This window comes from Herbihabitans rhizosphaerae (assembly GCF_004216555.1).
Classification (GTDB): domain Bacteria; phylum Actinomycetota; class Actinomycetes; order Mycobacteriales; family Pseudonocardiaceae; genus Herbihabitans; species Herbihabitans rhizosphaerae.
Window position 1 is genome coordinate 509,711 of record NZ_SGWQ01000004.1, and the last position, 19,175, is coordinate 528,885.

General features: G+C 68.4%; 21 protein-coding genes. 13 read left to right on the forward strand and 8 right to left on the reverse strand.

The window, feature by feature from the left end; all coding sequences use genetic code 11:
• Positions 1-61 precede the first annotated feature (61 nt).
• The gene (smc, locus tag EV193_RS15865; protein ID WP_130344873.1) at positions 62-3,676 is read left to right on the forward strand and encodes a chromosome segregation protein SMC; all 3,615 of its coding nucleotides are present in this window, start codon (positions 62-64) and stop codon (positions 3,674-3,676) included.
• Here the strand turns inward: smc and EV193_RS15870 are convergent.
• Positions 3,663-3,878, reverse strand: a complete 216-nt coding sequence (locus EV193_RS15870) for a hypothetical protein (protein ID WP_130344874.1) — start codon at positions 3,876-3,878, stop codon at positions 3,663-3,665. The two genes, smc and EV193_RS15870, sit on opposite strands and share 14 nt — an antisense overlap.
• Positions 3,879-3,987: 109 nt before the next feature.
• On the opposite strand from EV193_RS15870, the gene EV193_RS15875 reads away from it, so the two are divergent.
• The 4 genes from EV193_RS15875 (at position 3,988) to EV193_RS15890 (ending at position 6,303) form a co-directional block, all read left to right on the forward strand.
• Positions 3,988-4,824 carry a helix-turn-helix domain-containing protein gene (locus EV193_RS15875; protein WP_242613410.1) on the forward strand — a complete coding sequence of 279 codons (837 nt, stop codon included), beginning with the start codon at positions 3,988-3,990 and terminating at the stop codon, positions 4,822-4,824.
• Between the two features lie 3 nt (positions 4,825-4,827).
• The gene (locus EV193_RS15880) at positions 4,828-5,124 is read left to right on the forward strand and encodes a DUF397 domain-containing protein (RefSeq protein ID WP_130344876.1); all 297 of its coding nucleotides are present in this window, start codon (positions 4,828-4,830) and stop codon (positions 5,122-5,124) included.
• 321 nt (positions 5,125-5,445) lie between these two features.
• The gene (locus EV193_RS15885) at positions 5,446-5,856 is read left to right on the forward strand and encodes a hypothetical protein (protein ID WP_130344877.1); all 411 of its coding nucleotides are present in this window, start codon (positions 5,446-5,448) and stop codon (positions 5,854-5,856) included.
• Between the two features lie 93 nt (positions 5,857-5,949).
• On the forward strand, positions 5,950-6,303 hold the full coding sequence (locus EV193_RS15890; protein ID WP_130344878.1) for a hypothetical protein: 354 nt from the start codon (positions 5,950-5,952) through the stop codon (positions 6,301-6,303).
• Positions 6,304-6,311: 8 nt separating this feature from the next.
• Here EV193_RS15890 and EV193_RS15895 read toward each other — a convergent pair whose 3' ends face one another.
• From EV193_RS15895 to EV193_RS15905, 3 genes are all read right to left on the reverse strand, one after another.
• Positions 6,312-6,857: a hypothetical protein gene (locus EV193_RS15895; RefSeq protein WP_130344879.1), complete on the reverse strand. Its 546-nt coding sequence runs from the start codon at positions 6,855-6,857 to the stop codon at positions 6,312-6,314.
• 73 nt (positions 6,858-6,930) lie between these two features.
• Entirely contained in the window at positions 6,931-8,043 is a 1,113-nt protein-coding gene (locus tag EV193_RS15900) for a YeiH family protein (RefSeq protein ID WP_130344880.1), read from the reverse strand.
• A gap of 69 nt (positions 8,044-8,112) precedes the next feature.
• On the reverse strand, positions 8,113-8,436 hold the full coding sequence (locus EV193_RS15905) for a GNAT family N-acetyltransferase (protein WP_130344881.1): 324 nt from the start codon (positions 8,434-8,436) through the stop codon (positions 8,113-8,115).
• Between the two features lie 147 nt (positions 8,437-8,583).
• Between EV193_RS15905 and EV193_RS15910 the strand changes: the two genes are divergently transcribed.
• From EV193_RS15910 to EV193_RS15920, 3 genes are all read left to right on the forward strand, one after another.
• Positions 8,584-8,766 carry a trypsin-like serine protease gene (locus EV193_RS15910; protein WP_242613411.1) on the forward strand — a complete coding sequence of 61 codons (183 nt, stop codon included), beginning with the start codon at positions 8,584-8,586 and terminating at the stop codon, positions 8,764-8,766.
• Positions 8,767-8,880: 114 nt separating this feature from the next.
• Positions 8,881-9,633, forward strand: coding sequence for a S1 family peptidase (locus EV193_RS15915; protein WP_130344883.1), 753 nt, complete (start codon positions 8,881-8,883; stop codon positions 9,631-9,633).
• 83 nt (positions 9,634-9,716) lie between these two features.
• Positions 9,717-10,352: a hypothetical protein gene (locus EV193_RS15920; RefSeq protein ID WP_130344884.1), complete on the forward strand. Its 636-nt coding sequence runs from the start codon at positions 9,717-9,719 to the stop codon at positions 10,350-10,352.
• Between the two features lie 3 nt (positions 10,353-10,355).
• On the opposite strand, the gene EV193_RS15925 is transcribed toward EV193_RS15920, so the two are convergent.
• The 3 genes from EV193_RS15925 to EV193_RS15935 form a co-directional block, all read right to left on the reverse strand.
• Positions 10,356-11,978 carry a sodium:solute symporter gene (locus EV193_RS15925; RefSeq protein ID WP_130344885.1) on the reverse strand — a complete coding sequence of 541 codons (1,623 nt, stop codon included), beginning with the start codon at positions 11,976-11,978 and terminating at the stop codon, positions 10,356-10,358.
• Positions 11,965-13,185: an anhydro-N-acetylmuramic acid kinase gene (locus tag EV193_RS15930; RefSeq protein ID WP_423202170.1), complete on the reverse strand. Its 1,221-nt coding sequence runs from the start codon at positions 13,183-13,185 to the stop codon at positions 11,965-11,967. The genes EV193_RS15925 and EV193_RS15930 overlap by 14 nt, the downstream gene beginning before the upstream one ends.
• A gap of 64 nt (positions 13,186-13,249) precedes the next feature.
• Positions 13,250-13,630: a hypothetical protein gene (locus EV193_RS15935; RefSeq protein WP_242613412.1), complete on the reverse strand. Its 381-nt coding sequence runs from the start codon at positions 13,628-13,630 to the stop codon at positions 13,250-13,252.
• A gap of 111 nt (positions 13,631-13,741) precedes the next feature.
• Here EV193_RS15935 and ftsY point away from each other — a divergent pair, with 111 nt between their 5' ends.
• The 5 genes from ftsY to EV193_RS15960 all read left to right on the forward strand — a co-directional run bounded on the left by ftsY (position 13,742) and on the right by EV193_RS15960 (position 17,780).
• Positions 13,742-15,073, forward strand: a complete 1,332-nt coding sequence (gene ftsY / locus EV193_RS15940; RefSeq protein ID WP_242613413.1) for a signal recognition particle-docking protein FtsY — start codon at positions 13,742-13,744, stop codon at positions 15,071-15,073.
• 95 nt (positions 15,074-15,168) lie between these two features.
• Complete coding sequence (locus EV193_RS15945) at positions 15,169-15,546, forward strand: YbaB/EbfC family nucleoid-associated protein (RefSeq protein WP_242613414.1); 378 nt, start codon at positions 15,169-15,171, stop codon at positions 15,544-15,546.
• A gap of 16 nt (positions 15,547-15,562) precedes the next feature.
• Entirely contained in the window at positions 15,563-15,883 is a 321-nt protein-coding gene (locus EV193_RS15950; protein WP_130344889.1) for a DUF6507 family protein, read from the forward strand.
• Positions 15,880-17,154: a hypothetical protein gene (locus EV193_RS15955; protein WP_130344890.1), complete on the forward strand. Its 1,275-nt coding sequence runs from the start codon at positions 15,880-15,882 to the stop codon at positions 17,152-17,154. The genes EV193_RS15950 and EV193_RS15955 overlap by 4 nt, the downstream gene beginning before the upstream one ends.
• A gap of 17 nt (positions 17,155-17,171) precedes the next feature.
• Positions 17,172-17,780 (forward strand): hypothetical protein, encoded by a 609-nt coding sequence (locus EV193_RS15960; protein ID WP_130344891.1) that lies wholly within the window; start codon positions 17,172-17,174, stop codon positions 17,778-17,780.
• A gap of 744 nt (positions 17,781-18,524) precedes the next feature.
• Here EV193_RS15960 and EV193_RS33320 read toward each other — a convergent pair.
• Positions 18,525-19,175, reverse strand: a 651-nt coding sequence (locus tag EV193_RS33320) for an HNH endonuclease signature motif containing protein (RefSeq protein WP_242613415.1), incomplete at its 5' end; no start/stop codon positions are given.

Consider the following 19,175-nt stretch of genomic DNA (forward strand, 5'->3'; position numbering starts at 1 on the left):
TCGGTCGGATAGCGCAACGCTGCGACGTATGCCGAGAGTCGCCTGAAGGAGTTGCCGCCTCGTGCATCTGAAGAGCCTGACGTTGAAGGGTTTCAAGTCCTTCGCGTCGGCGACCACGCTCAAGTTCGAGCCGGGGATCACCTGTGTCGTGGGTCCCAACGGCTCGGGCAAGTCCAACGTGCTCGACGCGCTGAGCTGGGTGATGGGCGAGCAGGGCGCCAAGTCGCTGCGTGGCGGCAAGATGGAGGACGTGATCTTCGCCGGCACCTCCGGCCGCGCGCCGCTGGGCCGCGCCGAGGTCACGCTCACGGTCGACAACTCCGACGGTGCGCTGCCGATCGACTACACCGAGGTGTCGATCACCCGGCGGATGTTCCGCGACGGCGCCAGCGAGTACGAGATCAACGGCAACACCTGCCGCCTGATGGACGTGCAGGAACTGCTGAGCGACTCCGGCATCGGCCGTGAGATGCACGTGATCGTCGGGCAGGGCCAGCTCGGCGCGATCCTGGAGTCCAAGCCGGAGGGCCGGCGCGCGTTCATCGAGGAGGCGGCCGGCGTTCTGAAACACCGCAAGCGCAAGGAGAAGGCGCTGCGGAAGCTCGACGCGATGCAGGCCAACCTCACCCGGCTGACCGACCTCACCGGCGAGCTGCGCCGCCAGCTCAAGCCGCTGGGCAAGCAGGCCGAGATCGCCCGCAAGGCGCAGGCCGTGCAGGCCGAGCTGCGCGACTCCCGGTTGCGGCTGCACGCCGACGACCTGGTGACCCAGCGCGAGGACATCGCCAAGGAGCAGGCCGACGAGGCGTCCGCGCGGGCCAAGCGGAGCGAGGTCGAACGCGCGCTGCAGGAGGCGCAGGCGCGGCAGAACGAGCTGGAGGAACGGGTCGCGGCCGACGCGCCGAGGCTGTCCGCCGCACAGGACACCTGGTACCGGCTGTCCGCGCTGGAGGAGCGGCTGCGCGGCACCGTGCGGCTGGCCGTCGAGCGCGCCCGGCACCTGTCCGAGGAGATCGCCGCGCCGACCGGCGGGCGGGACCCCGAGGAGCTGGAGGCCGAGGCGGAGCGCACCGCCGTGCGGGAGGCCGAGCTGGCCGAGGGCGTGGAGACGGCGCGCTACGCGCTGTCGGAGACCACCGAGCGGCTCACCGAGTACGAGCGGGTGGTGTCCGCCGCGGAGAAGGCGCACCTGGCCGCCGTGCGCGCGATCGCCGACCGCCGCGAGGGGCTTGCCCGTCTCACCGGCCAGGTGGAGGCCCTGCGCAGCAAGACGACCGCCACCGCGGAGGAGATCGAGCGGCTGTCCACCGCGCTGGTCGAGGCGGCCGAGCGGGCCGAGATCGCCGAGCGCGAGCTGGCCGACGCGGAGTCCGAGTCCGGGCACGCGGATACCGACGACGCCGGGCTGCGCGAGCGGCACCAGCGTGCGGTCGAGGCGAACGAGGTGGCCAAGGCGCGGGTCGAGGAGCTGGTCACCGCCGAGCGCACCGCGGAGAAGGACATCGCGTCCTGGCGCGCCAGGGTGGACGCACTCTCGCTCGGACTGTCCCGAAAGGACGGTGCCGGCGCGTTGCTGGCCCAGGGCGACAAGCTGCCCGGCCTGCTGGGGTCGGTCGCCGCGTTGCTGACCGTCGAACCGGGTGCGGAGGCGGCACTCGCCGCGGCACTCGGGCCGGTGGCCGACGCGGTGGCGGTGGCCGCCGGCGACGACGCGGTGAAAGCACTGGAGTTGTTGCGGGGCAACGACTCCGGCCGGTCCGGCGTGCTCATCGGCGGAGCGTCCACCGCGGACAGGAACGGGTGGCCGTCGCTGCCGGGCGGAGCGCGCTGGGCGGTCGATCTGGTGCGTGCGCCGGACTCGCTGACCGGTGCGGTGTACCGGGCGCTGGACCGGGTCGCCGTGGTGGACGACCTGCGGGTCGCGCGGGATCTGGTGCGCGCGCACCCCGAGGTCCGCGCGGTGACCGGCAACGGAGACGTGCTCGGCGCGCACTGGGCGATCGGCGGCGCGGACCGCGGGCAGAGCGTGATCGAGGTGCAGGCCGCGGTCGACGAGGCCAACGACAAGCTGGGCGCCGCCGAGCGGGCGCTGGCCTCCGCCGGTGCGGCGCTGCAGGGCGCGCGCGAGGAGCAGCAGGCGCGGCGGGCCGAGGTGGGCGAGCTGCGCGAGGCGGTGAACGAGGGGAAGGTCGCCTCCGCTCGATCGGCCGAGCGGCTGTCCCGGCTGCGCAAGGCCGTGTCCGCCGCACAGTCCGAAGTGGACAGGGCGACGGTGGCCCGGACCAAGGTGGAGCAAGCGCGTGAAGAGGCGCTGGGCAAGCTCACCGAGCTGGAGGAGCGGCTCGTCCAGGCCAACGACCAACCGCTCGACGACGAGCCGGACACCGCCGAGCGGGACGCCGCGAACGAGGCGCTTTCCCTTGCGCGGCAACAGGAGATGGAAGCCCGGCTGGCGTTGCGCACCGCCGAGGAGCGGCATCGTGCGCTGCACGGCAAGGCCGACGGTCTGCGTCGCGCGGCTCGGGCCGAGCGCGAGGCGCGCGAGCGGCACACGCGGGCCATGGCCGCCCGTGCGCGCGGCGCCGAGGTGGCCACGGCCGTGGTGGCCGGTGGTGAGGCCGCGCTGGAGCGGATCGCCGTGTCGCTGCGGCGCGCCGCCGAGGAGCGGGACATCGCGCAGGCCGCGCGGGCCGAGCACGAGCGGATCCTGACCGACGTGCGCAACCGCGTCCGCGAGCTGGGCACCGAGTTGGAGAAGCTGACCGACGCCGTGCACCGCGACGAGGTGCTGCGCGCCGAGCAGCGCATGCGCATGGAGCAGCTCGAGGCGAAGATCGCCGACGACTTCGGCATCGGGCTGGACGATCTGGTCGGCGAGTACGGCCCGAGCGTGCCGGTGCCACCGAGCGCCGGCGAGTTGGCCGAGTACGAGGCGGCCAAGGAGCGCGGCGAGGAAGTCGTCGCACCGCAACCGATCCCGTACGACCGGGAGACGCAGCAGCGGCGCGCCAAGCGGGCCGAGCGCGACCTGTCGCTGCTGGGCAAGGTGAACCCGCTGGCGCTGGAGGAGTTCGCGGCACTGGAGGAGCGCTACAAGTTCCTGTCCACCCAGCTCGAAGACCTCAAGGCGACCCGGCGCGATCTGCTGACCGTGGTCAAGGAGGTCGACGACAAGATCCTCGAGGTGTTCACCGGCGCCTACGAGGACGTGGCGCGCGAGTTCGAGATCGTGTTCGCGACGCTGTTCCCCGGCGGCGAGGGCAGGCTCGTGCTGACCGAGCCGGAGGACATGCTCAGCACCGGCGTGGACGTCGAGGCGCGCCCGCCGGGCAAGAAGATCAAGCGGCTGTCGCTGCTGTCCGGTGGCGAGAAATCCCTTGTGGCCGTTGCCATGCTGGTCGCGATCTTCCGGGCCCGGCCGTCGCCGTTCTACGTGCTCGACGAGGTCGAGGCGGCGCTGGACGACACGAACATGCGCCGGCTGATCGGCCTGCTCGAGGAGCTGCGCACGACGTCGCAGTTGATCATCATCACGCACCAGAAGCCGACCATGGAGATCGCCGACGCGCTGTACGGCGTCTCCATGCGGGGCGACGGGATCACCCAGGTGATCTCGCAGCGCCTGCGGTCGGGGGAGGATCGACGCGAGAAGGCGCCGGCGCTCAGCCAGCCTTGATCGCGGCCTTCGCCTCGGTGAGCGTGTTCACCAGCGTGTCGATGCAGCCGAGCGGGACGATGAGTTCGAGGCCGTAGGTGCCTCCGAGGCGCACGAACGCGCTGCACCCGGCGTCGTAGACCTCCCAGTCGATCTCTATCTTCTCTGGCAACTCCACGTAGGTGGACGTGTTGACGACGTTGGGCCCCACGAAGTAGCTCATGGTCTCAAGTATCGACAGGTAATATTACCAACACCATCGCCCAATCGGGTGCTTGTCGAACACGTGTCGCGACCGACAGGATGGCCGTATGGCACCTCCGTCTCCGACCGTGGCGAACTGGGAACTCGGGATCAGGCTGCGCGAGCGCCGTGATCAACTGAGCCTGACCGCGACCGCCGTGGCCAAGAAGCTGCGCTGCACGCAAGGCTATGTGTCCGAAGTGGAGCGTGGCCGCACCAAGGTCGCCAAGGCGCGGCTCGATCAGATGATCAAGCTCTACGAGATCGACGCCGGTGACATCGACGAGCTGGAAAGCCTTCGCCAGCAAGGAAACGAGCGCGCCTGGTGGCACGCCTACTCAGCCCTGTTCAGCGAGGAGCTGTTGCGTTTCTTCGGCTTCGAGCACGGCGCCGAGACCATGCGCACCTTCGAGAGTGGCCTGATCCCTGGGCTGCTACAGACCGAGGACTATGCCCGCGCCACGATCCATGGTGCTGGCCCGAACATCCGTCTGGCCGAAGTGGACAAGCGTCTTGCTGCGCGGATGAAGCGTCAGGAACGGCTCGCCGGAGACGACCCGCTCCACCTCACCGCCGTGATGAGCGAGGCCGCGCTGCGCCAGCAGGTCGGTGGCCGCGAGGTGATGCGTGCTCAGCTCAAGCACCTTGTGCAACGGGCGGAGGAGTACGCGGACAACCTCGACATCCGGGTTGTGCCGTATACCGCAGACGCCTACGACGCCCTGGGCAGTTCGACCTTCTACCTGATGACGTTCCCCACCGGCCGGGTGCCGAGCCTCCTGTGGACGGAGAGCGTGACATCGACCGCCCTGAACGACGATGAGATGCGCTACCGCGAGTACGATGTGGCCTACGCCCAAGCGGTTGGCATGGCGCAGAGTCGGAAGGACTCGCTTGCCTTCATCCGCAAGCTCGCCAAGGAGTAGATCATGGTCGGACAGACCCCTGTCGCGGGACGCCGGACGGGGTGGTTCAAGTCCAGCTACAGCGCGTCCAACGGCCACTGCGTCGAGGTCAATTTCATGACCGGCGCCGAGTGGTTCAAGTCCAGTTTCAGCGAAACGAACGGCCACTGCGTCGAAGTTCGGTTTGGCGACCCGGTGACCGGCGTGCGCGACTCCAAGAACCCCGGTGGCTCCGTCCTCGCGTTCACCCGTCCCGCCTGGACGGATCTCCGCACTCACCTCACCCGCCGGGCGCGTGAGCGCCACCGCCGCAGGATGTGATCCTTGCGGTAGGTGGCGTGTGTCGTACGCTCCACGCAGCTGGGGAGTCTGCTCATGGCGGTGGTGCGGGCCCTGGTCGTCGTCGCCGTGATGGGTGGGCTGAGCCTGGTCGCGGGTTGCTTGCCGGGAAGCTGGCCCTCGCAAAGTCGACGGAAAAGATCAGCCGTACGCGCCACGTGGTTTCATCCCTGCGGCGAGGATTCGCGGTGGTGACAATGGCCAGATTCAGAAGTTCTTCATCCAGTGCGAGTTGGCGTAGCCATGGCACAGTCGAGAAGTGACGTGCCAGACTCGTGGGATTCACCGCGCCTGGATGCCGCAATGGCTTTCATCACCGAGCGCGTGGCCGGCGACTTCGCCAACTCCGGGCTTGGGACATTCGGGCTGCACATAGACCGGGCCTTTTCCGGTGACACGCCTCTGAACAGGGATCACACGTCGGCGCGGGATGTCGTCTGTGTTTCCGGCGGACACGTGTTCACGATCGGGCTGGAATACGGTGTCGAATTCGCATGCGCGGAGGTGGCCTTTCGACTCCAGGACGATGCCATCGACGCTCGTTGGCGTCCGTGGCCCGAACTTCACACGGCAGACGGACGATTCGTCGGCGTCCTTGCGCCAAAACGTGAACTGAACACCGTCGCTCAGTGGTACCTCGGCGACACCCCGTTCTGCGCGGTAGGACATTTGCTCAAGGCGTGCGAGGCGGCCGGACTGCGAATCGCTGAATGACAGCGTCTTCGATGCGCGGCGATTGGATCATCCAGATAGTCTGGCAGCGCCTGTGGGCGGGGAGGATCGACGGAACAAGGAGCCGGCGCCAGCGTGAACCAGCCGTACCCGCCGCAGCAGCCGATGGGCGCGCTCGACCTGCACACCTCGTACATGATGGGGATGAAGAAGTCGATCCCGCTGCCGCCCGGCCAGCACCACGTGCACATCCAGGTGGTCTACCGTGCCGCGCTGAACCCGACCCGGCTGATGGGCCAGGCCGAGACGCAGGTCAACGTGTTCCCTGGCCAGCGGACGCCGCTGTTCTACCGGGCGCCCGCCGTGATGGGGGTCAGCGGCGCGCTCGGCCACCGTCCACAGAGGACACCCGGTGTCCTGCTGATGTGGGTGGTGATCGTCGCCGCGCTGGCGTTCGGCACGGCGTTGACGATCTGGAAGCTCAGCTGATCCTCCCGCTAGTCCGGCGGGTTGCGGAACCGGGTGCGCAGGTCGATCACCGGCAGGTCGGGCGCGTGCCGGCGCACCGCCTCGCGCAGCAGGTCGGCGTCCAGGTCGACCACCGCGCCGGGCACCTGCTCGGAGACCAGCAGGGCGTCCCTGGCACACAGGTCGCCCAGCCCGCCGCCGCTGTCCGTGCCGCGCCGGACCAGTGCCACCACGGTGGTCGTGGTCGAGCCGTCGTAGGAGAACACCTCATCCTCGATCAGCAGCACGCTGCCGATGTCGCTCCACTCGACCCGGTCCGCCCGCCCGACCCGCAGGCCGCACGGTGCCACGGTGATCACCGCTCGGGACGACGAGAGGCTGACCGCCACCGCCGCCGCACTCACGGCCAGCGCCACGGCGACGAAATACATACCGATCAGCGACGTCAACAGCGCGACCACCGCGCTCACCACGGCCGCGCCGCCCAGAATCGCGGGCAACCGCCACGCCTCGCGCCATCCGACTCCGACGACGATGTCGTCCTTGCCGGGGGATAACGCGCTGTCGGCTGTCACCGAATAAGGGTGCACCACAAAACCGTTGTGCCACAAGCGTTTCGAAGAGTCCACATGGGACAGCCGGTTGTGCTCAGGTGGTCACGCCGGAGAACAACAGGTACGCGGCTCCGAGTGCCAGCACCAGATTCACCACGGTGGCCGAGGCGAATACGCCGATCGGACGCCAGCCCGCCTCGCGCAGGGACGATATCGAGAATTCCAGCCCGATCGACACGAACGCGAGGATCAGGAACCACTCGCGCACGTCGTTCACCACCTCGATCACCGGCTTGCCGGCCGCGCCGACGCTGTTCAGGTAGATCGTGGCGATCACCGACGCGGCGATGAACCCGAGCACGAACTTCGGGAACCGCCGCCACAACTCCACCGCACCGAGCCGGGGCGCGTCCGGCCTGCGCTCAACCTTCACCGCGAAGTACGTGGTCAGCGCCACCGCCACCACGCCCATCAGCGCGTTCTGCGTGGTCTTCACGATCGCGGCGATCCGCAGCGCGTCCTCGCCCGCGAGCGCGCCCGCCGCCGTGACGGCCGCGGTGGTGTCGATGTTGCCGCCCATCCACGCGCCCGCGACGGCCGGTTCGAGCCCGAGACCGGTGGCCAGCGCCGGCAGAATGAAGATCGACGGCAGCGCGAACATGATCACCAGGCTCGCCGTGTAGGCCAGTTGCTCCCGCTTGGCCTGCACCGCGCCGGCCGCAGCGATCGCCGCGCTCACACCGCAGATCGACACCGCCGACGCGAGCAGCGCGCGCAGCTTGTCGGTCAGCCCGAGCTTGCCGCCGAGCCACCAGGTGAACCCGAACACGAGCGTGATCAGGATCAGCGACTGTGCGATCGCCGGGCCGGCGGCGTTCACGATCACGGCCAGGTTGATCGACGCGCCGAGCAGGACGAGGCCGGTCTTGATGAAGAACTCGGTGCGGAACGCGCCGGCCAATCGCTCTCGCAGTCCGGTCGAGGAGAGCACCAGATTTCCCAGCAGGCCAAGGAGAATCGCGTACACCGGGTACTCGACGCTGGACGCGAGCTTGGCCAGCGACGTGCCCTCCGCCCACGCCGGCACGTTCTGCTCCAGGTACCGGGTGAGCGCGGCCAGCACCAGCACGACGGCCGCACCGGCGACGATCCAGCCGATCGTGCCGCGCCGGTTCTCGGTGGTGGTCTTGGTCTCCGGGGCCGTCACAGCGCCGACGTTAGGACGGCTGTTCACCTGCTGGCACGGCTTCTCACGGAGCGGGAGAGGGTTGCCTTCTCAGCTCTTCTCGGTGACCCGGTCGCGGTAGCCGTCCGCGACCAGCTCGACGTACTCCGGATGCCGGCGGATCCAGCCCGCGATGAACGGGCACAGCGGACGCGCCTTGAGCCCCTTGGCCTTCACGTCGTCCAGCGCGCTGCGGGCCAGCGCACCGCCGACGCCCTTGCCCTCGAACTCGTCGAAGACCTCGGTGTGCGTGAACACGCGATCGCCGCCCGCGGTCTTGTACTCGGCGAAACCGGCGAGCGTGCCGCCGATGCGGGCCTCGTACCGGCTCTGCTCCTCGGCGTCGTGGACGGCGACGGACTCACGCTCGGCCATGGGTGTCCTTCCCGTTGTACAGGCGATATCTGCCGGCGAGCCTACGCGTCGTGCTGGGCGGCCGCAGTTGCGTATACCCGGGAAATGCCGGCCTGTCACCTATTTCGCGACGCCTCCCACGACCGGCACTGGCCGCCGGGTTCCCCGATGATCATCGGTGGTGGCGAGGCGCCGGCGCCGTACTCGTTCATGGCGCGGCTGGGCGACGGCTGCGGCGCGTCACTGATCAGTCCGGAGTGGGCGCTGACCGCGGGCCACTGTGTCGGGGTCGGCAACAGTCTGCGCATCGGGTCGCTGGATCGCACCAGCGGCACCGTCGGGTACCCGTAGGAAATAGCGCCGGATACCTATTTGGCGAACAACCCCTACGACCGGCCCTGCCGCCGCGCGTGCCAGCTGCGCTTGTCTGGATGTCTTGACCGTCAAGGGAAGGAGAAGCGCTCCATGCGAACTGCGATCGTGGTGGCGGCGCTGGCCGCCGGGGTGTTAGCACCCGGAACGGCCGTGGCGGACCAACCGGGAACCGTCTCGCCGTTCATCATCGGCGGCGAGCAGTCGCCCGCGCCGTACACGTTCATGGCGCGGCTGGGCGACGGCTGCGGCGCGACACTGATCAGCCCCGAGTGGGCGCTGACCGCCGGTCACTGCGTCGGCGTCGGCAGCCGCCTGCGCATCGGGTCGCTGGACCGCACCAGCGGCGGCGAGGTCGCCCAGGTGGCGCAGGCGATCCGCCACCCCGACTACCAGGGTGGCGCGACGCCGCACGACATCGCCCTGCTCAAGCTGTCCGCGCCGGCGAAGTCCACACCGGCGAAGCTGGCCGACAAGGCGACCGACGAGAGCCCGACCCGGCTGCTCGGCTGGGGTGCCACCAGCGGTGGTGGTTCCCAGTCGCAGAAGCTCAAGCAGTTGGATACCGCGGTCATCGCGGACAGCAACTGCTCCAGCGGGCAGACCGAGGACCCGTTCGACCCCGCCGGTGACCTGTGCATCGAGACCAGCCCGGGTTCCTCGGCGTGCAACGGCGACTCGGGCGGCCCGGCGCTGGCCGGCAGCGACGGCAACTGGACGCAGATCGGCGTGACCAGCCGTGGCGCGACCGGCTGCGACGGCAGCCAGCCGACCATCTACACCGACGTCGGCGCGCACATCCAGTGGATCAAGGAGACCACCGGTCTCACGTTCTCCCGACCGTGAGCCGGTGATCGCGCGACCGCGGCGACAGGCGCATCCCGCGGCCTGTCGCCGCGGTCGCCTCCGCTGTGCGCGATGATGGGATCATGGGGAACAAGCTGATCTCGGGCGCGGTCGTGATCGCCGCCGCGCTGACATCCGCGGCCTGCGGCGGTGAGCCGGCGCGATCAGGGATCGCCGAGGCGCTGTTGCCCACCGACGCGTTCGGCGCGGGCATGGAGGTCCAGCGGCTGCCCGTTCCCGAGCGGCCGAATCCCGCGAACGCGGGCACCAGCGTGCCGCCTGATTGTGCCGCCAAGAACCTGGCGACCCAGGTGCACAACGCCGGCGAGGTGGCCGGCCAGGTCGCCAGGTCGGGCGATCGCATGGTGGTCCAGTTCGTGCAGCGGCCGGCCGTGGTCACACCGGCCGCCGTCCGCGACTTCGTGGCCTCCTGCGGCATCGCCACGTTCACCGAGTCCGGAGACCGCGTCTACACCTCGAACGACCCGGTGGACGTCAGTGCGCTCGGCCCGGTCGACGCGGCCGGGTTTCACCAGACCAGCACGAACGCCGACGCCGCCAACCCGCAGGCGGCCGACTCGGCCGGCGTGGTCATTGAGCGGAAGGGTGTGGCGGTGTACGTGGCCACGGTCGTCACCGGCGGCGGCAAGGCCGACGTGCCGAGCACCGTGGCGTTGGCCCGTAAGGCGCTCGACCGCGTGACCACGGTGCTCGGCTGACTCCTACGTGGCCTTCGCCGCGGTCGCCTCCTCGGTCTCCGGCTCGTCGTCCTTGTGCCGCAAGGACATCAGCCCGCCGACGGCCAGCGTGATGATCACGCCCAGCGGCACGTTCCACCACGACACCAGCGAGTTGACGTTCTTCTTCGCATCGGCCTTGCTGAAGTTGAACCACTCGATGTGATCCCACGGCGGCAGCGGTGCCTTCGGATCGAGCGGCACGGTGCCGACGAACTTCACCCCGAGGATCACGTAGGCCATCACGACCACCGTCACCAGGAACGCGACCACCGCGTCGGCCTGGCGGGCCTTCTTGATGATCAGCCCGAGCAGGAACGCGCCCAGCAGCGCGCCGTAGGTGTAGCTCGCGATGCCGAGCGCCTGGATCACGATCGGGTCCGACGTCTTCGCGTTGAACTGGGCGAACGCGCCGGCCACGATGATCGTCAACCCGGCCCAGATCATCGTCCAGATGCGGCCCATGCGCAGCCGTTCCTGGTCGGTCAGCGGCCGCTTGACGACCTTCTCCCAGATATCGGTGACCGACGCCGACGCCAGCGCACCGAGCGAGGAACTGAGCGCCGCGGCCAGGATGCCGGCTATCACGAACCCGGAAAGGCCGCTCGGCATCTCGGTGACGATGAAATTGCCGAACAACTCGTCGTTCGCGCCGAGTCCGAGTCCGCCCTTGTCCTTCGGCGCGGTCGGCGTCGCGTTGTTGTAGAACGCCGACAGCATCGCGCCGATGAACAGGAACAGTGCGAACTGGAAGAAGACGACCACACCGGAGGCGATCAATGCCTTCTGGCCGGCGCGCACGTTGCGGGTGGACATCAGCCGCTGCACGATCAGCTGGTCGGTGCCGTGCGAGGCCATCGCGAACACCGCGCCGCCGAAGAACGCCGGGAGGAACGCGTAGGTCGCGGTGAGCCAGTTGGAGCTGAAATCGAAGATCTGGAACTTGTTCGCGTCGACCGCCTTGTCGAACCAGCCGTCCGGCAGCCTGTCGGTCAGCACCCAGATCACCGCGACGGCCCCGAGTAGGTACCAGAGCATCTGGATCGCGTCGACCCACACGACCGCGCGCACGCCACCCATCGACGTGTAGAACACCAGCGCGATGCCGAGCACGATGATGATCGCCCAGTACGATGCGTCGATGCCGTACGCCTTGAGCACCAGCTTGATCGGGATCGCCGTGGCGAACAGGCGGATCGCGTCGGCCAGCAGGCGGGTGATCTGGAACGTCGCCGACGTGGTCGCCTGCATGCCGTTGCCGAACCGCTTGCCGAGGAACGCGTACGCGGTGACGAGATCACCCGCGACGTACTTCGGCAGCAGGATGAACGCCACGACGATGCGGCCGACGATGTAGCCGAGCGCCAGCGTCAGGTACGTCATGCCGCCGGCTTCGGGTTTCGCCAGGTAGGAGATCGTCGGCACGGACAACACGGTCAGCGTGGAGGTCTCCGCGGACACCACGGACAGGCACACGACCCACCACTTGATGCCCTTGTCGCTGACGAAGTAGTCGTTGCCGGACTTCTGTTTCCCGCCGATCAGGACTCCGAGGAGCGGCATCCCGACCAGGAAGATCAGGATGATCACGACGTCAAGGGTGCGCACTGGCTCCTCCAACGGTTGCGGGGACAAGGTCGGCGATCCGCAGTCTTGTGACGGCGCTGGTGCTCGGCCGCGGCATGGCGAGCGGTGCCGTGCCGGGGGTCACGCTGCCGAGCAGGCGCGGTCCCTCGGCGCCGGTCGCGGGTGGGCAGTTGGCCGGAATCCCTTGCCAGGTAAGGAATCCGAGTAGCGCGGCAAGATACGCCTCCTTGCCGGAGCTTGGCAATCCCAACTCGTCGCTCGTGATCAGTTCGGCATCTCCGAGGTGGGTGGCGATGGCGGCCATCATCGCCGAGTTGTGCACGCCACCGCCGGACGCGACGACCCGGCGCACGCCGTGTGAGAGGCACGCCCCGGCGACCGTGCGCGCGGTCAGCTCGGCGAGGGTGGCCATCAGATCCGCGTCGCCGACCTCGGGAAGGTCGGCCAGTACGTCGGTGAGGTAGCCGCGGTGGAAGTGCTCCTTGCCGGTCGACTTCGGCGGCGGTGCCGCGTAGTACGGGTCGGCGAGCAGCACGTCGAGCAGGTCCTGGCGGACCGATCCGACCGCGGCGAGCGCGCCGCCCTGGTCGATGCCGGGCCCGCCGATCAGCCGGCTCGCCGCGTCCAGCAGCGCGTTGGCCGGGCCGGTGTCGTAGGCGAGCACGGTGTCGTCCGGGCCGTTTGGCGCGATCACGGTGATGTTGGCGATCCCGCCGAGGTTCAGCGCGGCCACCGGCTCGGCGGACCCGGCCAGCCACAGCCGGTCCAGCGCCGCCGCGAGGGGCGCGCCGTGACCGCCCGCCGCCACGTCCCTGGCGCGCAGATCCGCGATCACGGGCAGCCCGGTCGCCTCCGCGATCCACGCCGGCTGGCCGAGTTGCAGCGTGCCGAGAGCACGGCCGCCCTCCACCCAGTGGTAGATCGTCTGGCCCAGCGAGGCCACCAGGTCGCCGCCGGGGCCGTTGGTGCGAGACAGCGCGTGCGTGGCCGCGGCGGCGAACGCCTGACCGACCCGGGTGTCCAGCCGGCACAGCGTCGCGGCGTCACAGCTGTTGGGCGGCAGCGCGGCGAGCAGCTCGGCCTTGAGCCCGGGATCGTAGGGGATCTCCTTGTGCCACAACGGTTTCAGAATGATCTCGGAGCCGTCGAGACCCATCTCGCCGACGGCGACGTCGATGCCGTCCATCGACGTTCCAGAGATCAGCCCAACCACCCGAAGCGCTGTCACGCGAGTGGTCTAATCCAGTTCCGGACCGGATGCAAGCATTTCGGTCAACTCTTGACCAAACCGATCAGTTGTCCGTGGAGCCTTGCCGAGCCGGCTGCGTGGTTCGGTGGACCTGGATGTCGGCGTCGATGTCGTGCTCGTCGAGCAGCCGGCGCACCTGCTTGACCGCCTCGGAGTAGACCAACTCGCGCAGCAGGGTCGGGGTGAGCGCGGACAACGGCCTGGCCAGCACCGTGTACCGCCTGGCGAGCTTGGCCGGGTCGAGCAGCTCGACGGTGAGGAACTGGCGGTCGCCGTTGCGCAGCGACTCGGGCAGATGCGTCACCGGCGCGCCGCCGTCGTGCGGCAGCCGGTGCCCCTCGGCACGGATGCGGCGGACCAGGAACACCGCCACCGCGAGCGCGGCCAGCCCGAACACCAGCGCGACGAAGCCAACGACCTCCACCACAGCACCCTCTTCAGTCCCGACGCGGGGCACCATCGTCGCACGCGACACGCGAAACCGCCCGTGACGGCCGCACCCGTGGGTGCGGAGGTCGGATGCGAGGATGACCCCGTGTCGAACGTGTGGATCTGGGTAGTAATCGTCGTGGCCGTCCTCGCGGTGGCGCTCGCCGTCGGCGTGGTGCTGGCCAAGCGGCGGCGGATCACGCTGTCCGAGGAGAAGCCGGCCGTCGAGGAGAAGCCGAAGGGCGGCGGGTACTCCACCGGCAGCGGGATCACGTTCGCATCCGGCGGAACGACCGAGGCGCCGGAGCGGGAACGGCCGGAGACCGACGGCGAGCCCGGCGTGGGGGAGGACGCCGCGGTCCCGCGTGACTCCGAGCGCCGCGACATCGTCGACGTCGACCTGCCCGAGCAGGTGGACGTCGGCCCGGAGGCGCCGGCCGAGCCGACCACCACCGTGCCCGAGCCGCGCGAGGAACTGCGGGCCGATCAGATCGAGGAGATCGAACCCACGTCCGGCCGGCTGGAGCGGCTGCGCGGCCGGCTGTCCCGGTCCCGGTCGGCATTCGGTCAGGGCCTGCTCGGCCTGTTGGGCGCCGGTGACCTGGACGAGGACTCGTGGACCGAGGTGGAGGACACGCTGCTGCTGGCCGATCTCGGCGCGGCGACCACCACGGAGGTCATCGAGAGGCTGCGCACCGAGCTGGGCGCGCGTGGCGTGCGGTCCGCCGAGCAGGCGCGCACGGTGCTGCGCGACGTGCTCGTCGAGGCGCTGCACCCGGACATGGATCGCGCCGTGCGTGCCTTGCCGCACAACGGATCCGACGGCACGAAGCTGCCCGCGGTGGTGCTCGTCGCCGGCGTGAACGGCACCGGTAAGACCACCACGACCGGCAAGCTCGCGCGGGTGCTCGTGGCCGACGGTCGCAGTGTGGTCCTCGGTGCGGCGGACACGTTCCGCGCGGCCGCCGCCGATCAGTTGCAGACGTGGGCCGAGCGAGTCGGCGCGGAAGTGGTGCGCGGTAAGGAGGGCGCGGATCCGGCGGCTGTCGCGTTCGACTCGGTGAAGCGCGGCATCGACGCCGGCGTGGACGCCGTGCTGGTGGACACCGCCGGACGGCTGCACACCAAGGCCGGTCTGATGGACGAGCTCGGCAAGGTGAAGCGCGTCGTGGAGAAGCAGTCCACTGTGGACGAGGTGCTGCTGGTGCTCGACGCGACCACCGGTCAGAACGGCCTCACCCAGGCGCGGGTGTTCTCCGACGTGGTGGACGTGACCGGCATCGTGCTGACCAAACTGGACGGGACCGCGAAGGGCGGCATCGTGTTCCAGGTGCAGCGGGAACTGGGCGTGCCGGTGAAGCTGGTCGGTCTCGGCGAGGGGGCCGATGACCTGGCTCCGTTCGACCCCACGGCGTTCGTCAACGCCCTTCTCGACTGATCGTTTCCGCCAATCGGGTGACGTCAGTTCATTCCCGACGGCGCGCGTACGCGCGTGCGTACCATCAGCCACCGTCGCCTGGGAGGAGTCGATCAGTGGCGTCCGAAGCCGAGCTACGCCAGATGGTGGAGAAGTTCGAGGTACGTGCGGCCGAGCTGGGGCGCTCGTTGCAACAGGCCGGCCGGCCTGAGCAGGCGGCGGCCGGGCCGGGTGCCGCCGTGCGAGTCACCGTCGCACCGAACGGAATGGTGCAGGACCTGCAGCTGACCCCGCTGGCGATGCAGCGCGGGCGGGAGGCGTTGCAGCAGGAGATCCTGGCCGCGATCAAGTCGGCGCAGAGCCGCGCGCGCCCGCAACCCGTTGCGCCGCAGCGGAATCAGCCGCCCGCGCGGCCGGCCCCTCGACGGCGTCCTGTCGACGAAGAAGAGGACTTCGAACTGCGGGAGAGCTTCCTGCGCAAGCCGAAGCGATAGAAACAGGGGGAGTGGCATGCCGGACGACGGGTTCTTCGTCGATATCGAGGCGCTCGACAAGTTGATCGGCTCGCTGAGCAAGGCGGAGCAGAGCCTGAAAGCCGCCAACGACAAGCTGTCCAAGGCGTCGTCAAACGATCTCGGACACGCGGAGATCGATCGCGCGGGCGAGAAGTTCCAGGACCGGTGGGAACACGGGATCAAGAAGATCGCCGAGTTCACCGGAAAGTCGGTCGAAGGCCTCAACGGCGCGCGCAAAACGTATGACGAGGTCAACCAGAGGAACCGGGATCGCATGAACCGGATCGCCGACACGCTGCCCGGTGGTCCGCGATGAGTGGTCTGCAACCGGACGCCCGGGGAATGTTCGCCCCCAAGCAAGATGCCGAGTTCCCCGCGCTGAAGTTCAACCCGGCGCCCGGCAACCTGGCGAAGGTACGCGACCTGGCGGACACGTTCAGCGCGGTCGCGCGGGAGATGGCCGAGGCGCGCGACGCCCTCAAGGGAATCGGCGGCGACTCCGGCATCTGGCGAGGCCAGGCCGCACGAGAGTTCGGCAAGACGATCGGCGAGCTGCCGGACTACCTGACCAAGGCGAACGCCTCGCTCGGATACGCTGGCCGTGAACTGGACCGTTGGGCCAAGGACCTGGCCGACATGCAGGGGAAGGCTCGCCACTACGAGGCGCAAGCCGCCAGCGCGCTCGACTACGCGAACCGGACGGCGGCCAACCCGAACCTCAAGATCGCCGGCCAGTTCTTCACCGACCCGGCTGCGCTGAAACAGGCGCAGCAGATGTACCTCGACGCCGCCGCCACGATGAAGCACGCGTTCGGCAACGTCGACGCCATCCGCGAGCAGGCCCGTCAGCTCCAGAAAGACCACGTCGAACTCGGCCAACAAATCGCGATCGCCCTCAAGAAAGCGCGCGAACAGGCCCCCGAAGCACCCAGCCTGCTGTCCCGAGCCCTCTCCGGCCTCGGCAGCTGGTTCAAGAGCGCCGCCAACGTCTTCAAGACCATCGGCACAGTCCTGGGTCACCTGAGCTCGGTATGCGGCATCTTCGCCGTCGTGTTCGCGGGCGTGCCGCCCGTTGGCGCGATCCTTGGTGCGGCTGCCGGGCTCACGGCAATCGCCGCGACCGCCACGAAGGGCATCGCCAAGGCCGGCGGCGCCGACGTCTCCTGGCTCGACATCGGTGAAGAGGCCCTCGGTGCCTTGCCCTTCGCCAAGGCGTTGAAGACCGGCGCCGAGGTCTCTGAGAAGGGGCTCAAGGGGACGACGACGGCCTGGCGCGGAGTCGAGAGAGCCCGAGGTGTTGGTGGCACCGTGGTGGAGAGGACAAAGAAGACCACGGTTGAGCGGTTGGCCGGCCGTGAAGCAACACCCAAGGTGTATCTGACCGGCGAAGGCCCCGGCCGGCGCCTGCTCGCCGCGGGAGAAGGCGAGATCATCAACGGTCAGCTTGTCGGCACAGAGGGAATCAACACCCTCAGCAAGATGTTTGGCAAGAATGGGGTAATTGACCCGATGAGTGGATGGGGTCGCGGCATCGATATCGCGGCTGGAACAGCGAAATTCGGCGGCGGTCTTGCCCTTGACGACTGATAACAGGGCACGCGACCATGAGTGAAGGTCTCTCGTTTGAAGTTCCGGAAGGCTTCGTGAGGTTGCCGACCGCCCAGTCCGGCGAAGCGGCTGACCGTGTGGCCGAGGAATTCGCGGCACTGTTGGGGCTGGACGGCGTCGACGAAGGTACGGTGTCGGTCGCCCAAATGCTCGCGTTGTACGGCGAGGCTATTGGTGATGCTGGATTCGACTATGCCGCGATGGGGCTCTTTCGATCACCATCGGAGCCCAGGCGGCCCGTGTCGGCTCTGCTGATGTGCACCCGTATCCCCGTTCCCCGGGATGCGCAGGGGCAGATCGAATCTCAACTGGGCGAGTTGGAGAGCCTGAAGGACGGCACCGAGGCCGAACGCGTGCAAATACTGGCTGGAACAGCACTTATCACGACCTCGGAGGAGACGCAGACGGTGCCGATTGAGGCTGCTGAGCCGGTAGTGCTCCGAGGTCGTCGAATAACGTGCTGGATTCCCAGCCCCACGCGCTCGACCGTAGGGCTCATCTCGGTCTTTTCGCATTCCTGGCCGGATAGGGATCACGTTAGGGATATGGCGATGAGTATCTTTGACACCGTAGAATGGGGCGCGGGCGATGACACTACCCCCTGACGCGTGGCGTGCCGATGTCTCACGCGGGCAGAGGATGCTAGCGCCGATGCCTGACCGCCGCACTGGCTTGCCGGCGCCGCCGCCGGCGCCGTTTCACTCACCCCGTGCGCGCTCAGGGCGGCAGGTGCTTCCGTTCTGGACCCGACCGAAGGGGACAGGCCCGAGGATGGCCTGCTTTGTCGCTCCGCTGCAGCGAAAACGGTTTGTCATTGGGCTTCTGGGTGGCCTCGCTGCCACACCGCTGGTGGCTCTCGTGCTAATTCTCACGGCCAAGGGGGGCGCTTCGATCAGTCAACGATTGGAGTTTCTGACCAATTGGTGGGTATGGCCTGTGTACGCAGCGCTGGCGGCACTTTGTGGTGTCGCGGCGTCATCGACACGTGTGGAACGCACTTCGGCTGGCGTTGATTGGCTGAAACACAATGACTGGTCGTCGAAACGCCGCAGTGACACCGTTGATACCTATCGCCTCGATACTGTAGCCATCGACCATTCCGGAAGGTTCCCTGAACTATTCTTGCGGGATCGAGCCACGAGAGAGCTCACATTGAGACTGGATGAGCTACAGGCCGTGCCGAAGTTGTGGGACTTGGTCTACAACGGGATCTTGCACTCAGTGCGGGATGGGGCCATGACCAACGAGGCCGCCGAGGTGGAGTTGCAGTTGCGACAGCGGATTCCAATGCAGTACCGGGTGAAGGCGTCACCGTCAGCTGGGTGACTGGATTGTTGATGCGCATGACTTTAGAACGGTGGTGGTTCGTCGTCGGGTGGCATGTCGTAGGTGCGCCCGAGTGGGCTGGTCCAGATGAAGTGCCCAGGCGTGGGTTGTTCGACGGTCCACCCGTTGTCGTGTTTGGCATGGTGATGCTGCAGGCAGAACATCCCCAGGTTGTCGTCGCAGGTTTGTCCGCCGTTGTCGTAGGCAAGGGTGTGGTCGATCTCGCAGGTGGCCGCCGGCCTGTGGCAGCCGTGGAAGCGGCAGGTTTTGTCCCGCACGCGAACGTGTTCGGCGAGTGCGGCTGAGGGGTATCGTTTGCGGCCGACGTTGAGCACGGTGTGGTCGGTCGGGTCGGTGAGCACCCGCTGCCACGTCGAGTGCTGGTCCGCTAGCTCGCGGCAGGCTTGTGCGGTGAGTGGCCCGTAGCCGTTGAGTTCGCCGGGCTGGTCGGACAGTCCGGCGAGCACGGTGGCTGGAACCGTTAGGTAGACGACCACTTTGCGGCGGCAGTTGTCCTTACCCAGCAACAAATCCAACGCCACATCCGCCCGAATCTGCGCCAACGTGCGGTCATCGCCGGCGCGTTTGATCTGCCGCGCACACCGGTCAATCAGCTGGAACGCGGCCATCGTGCGGTCAGCGGACCCGAGGATCAGCAGCTCCCCCATGCCGTC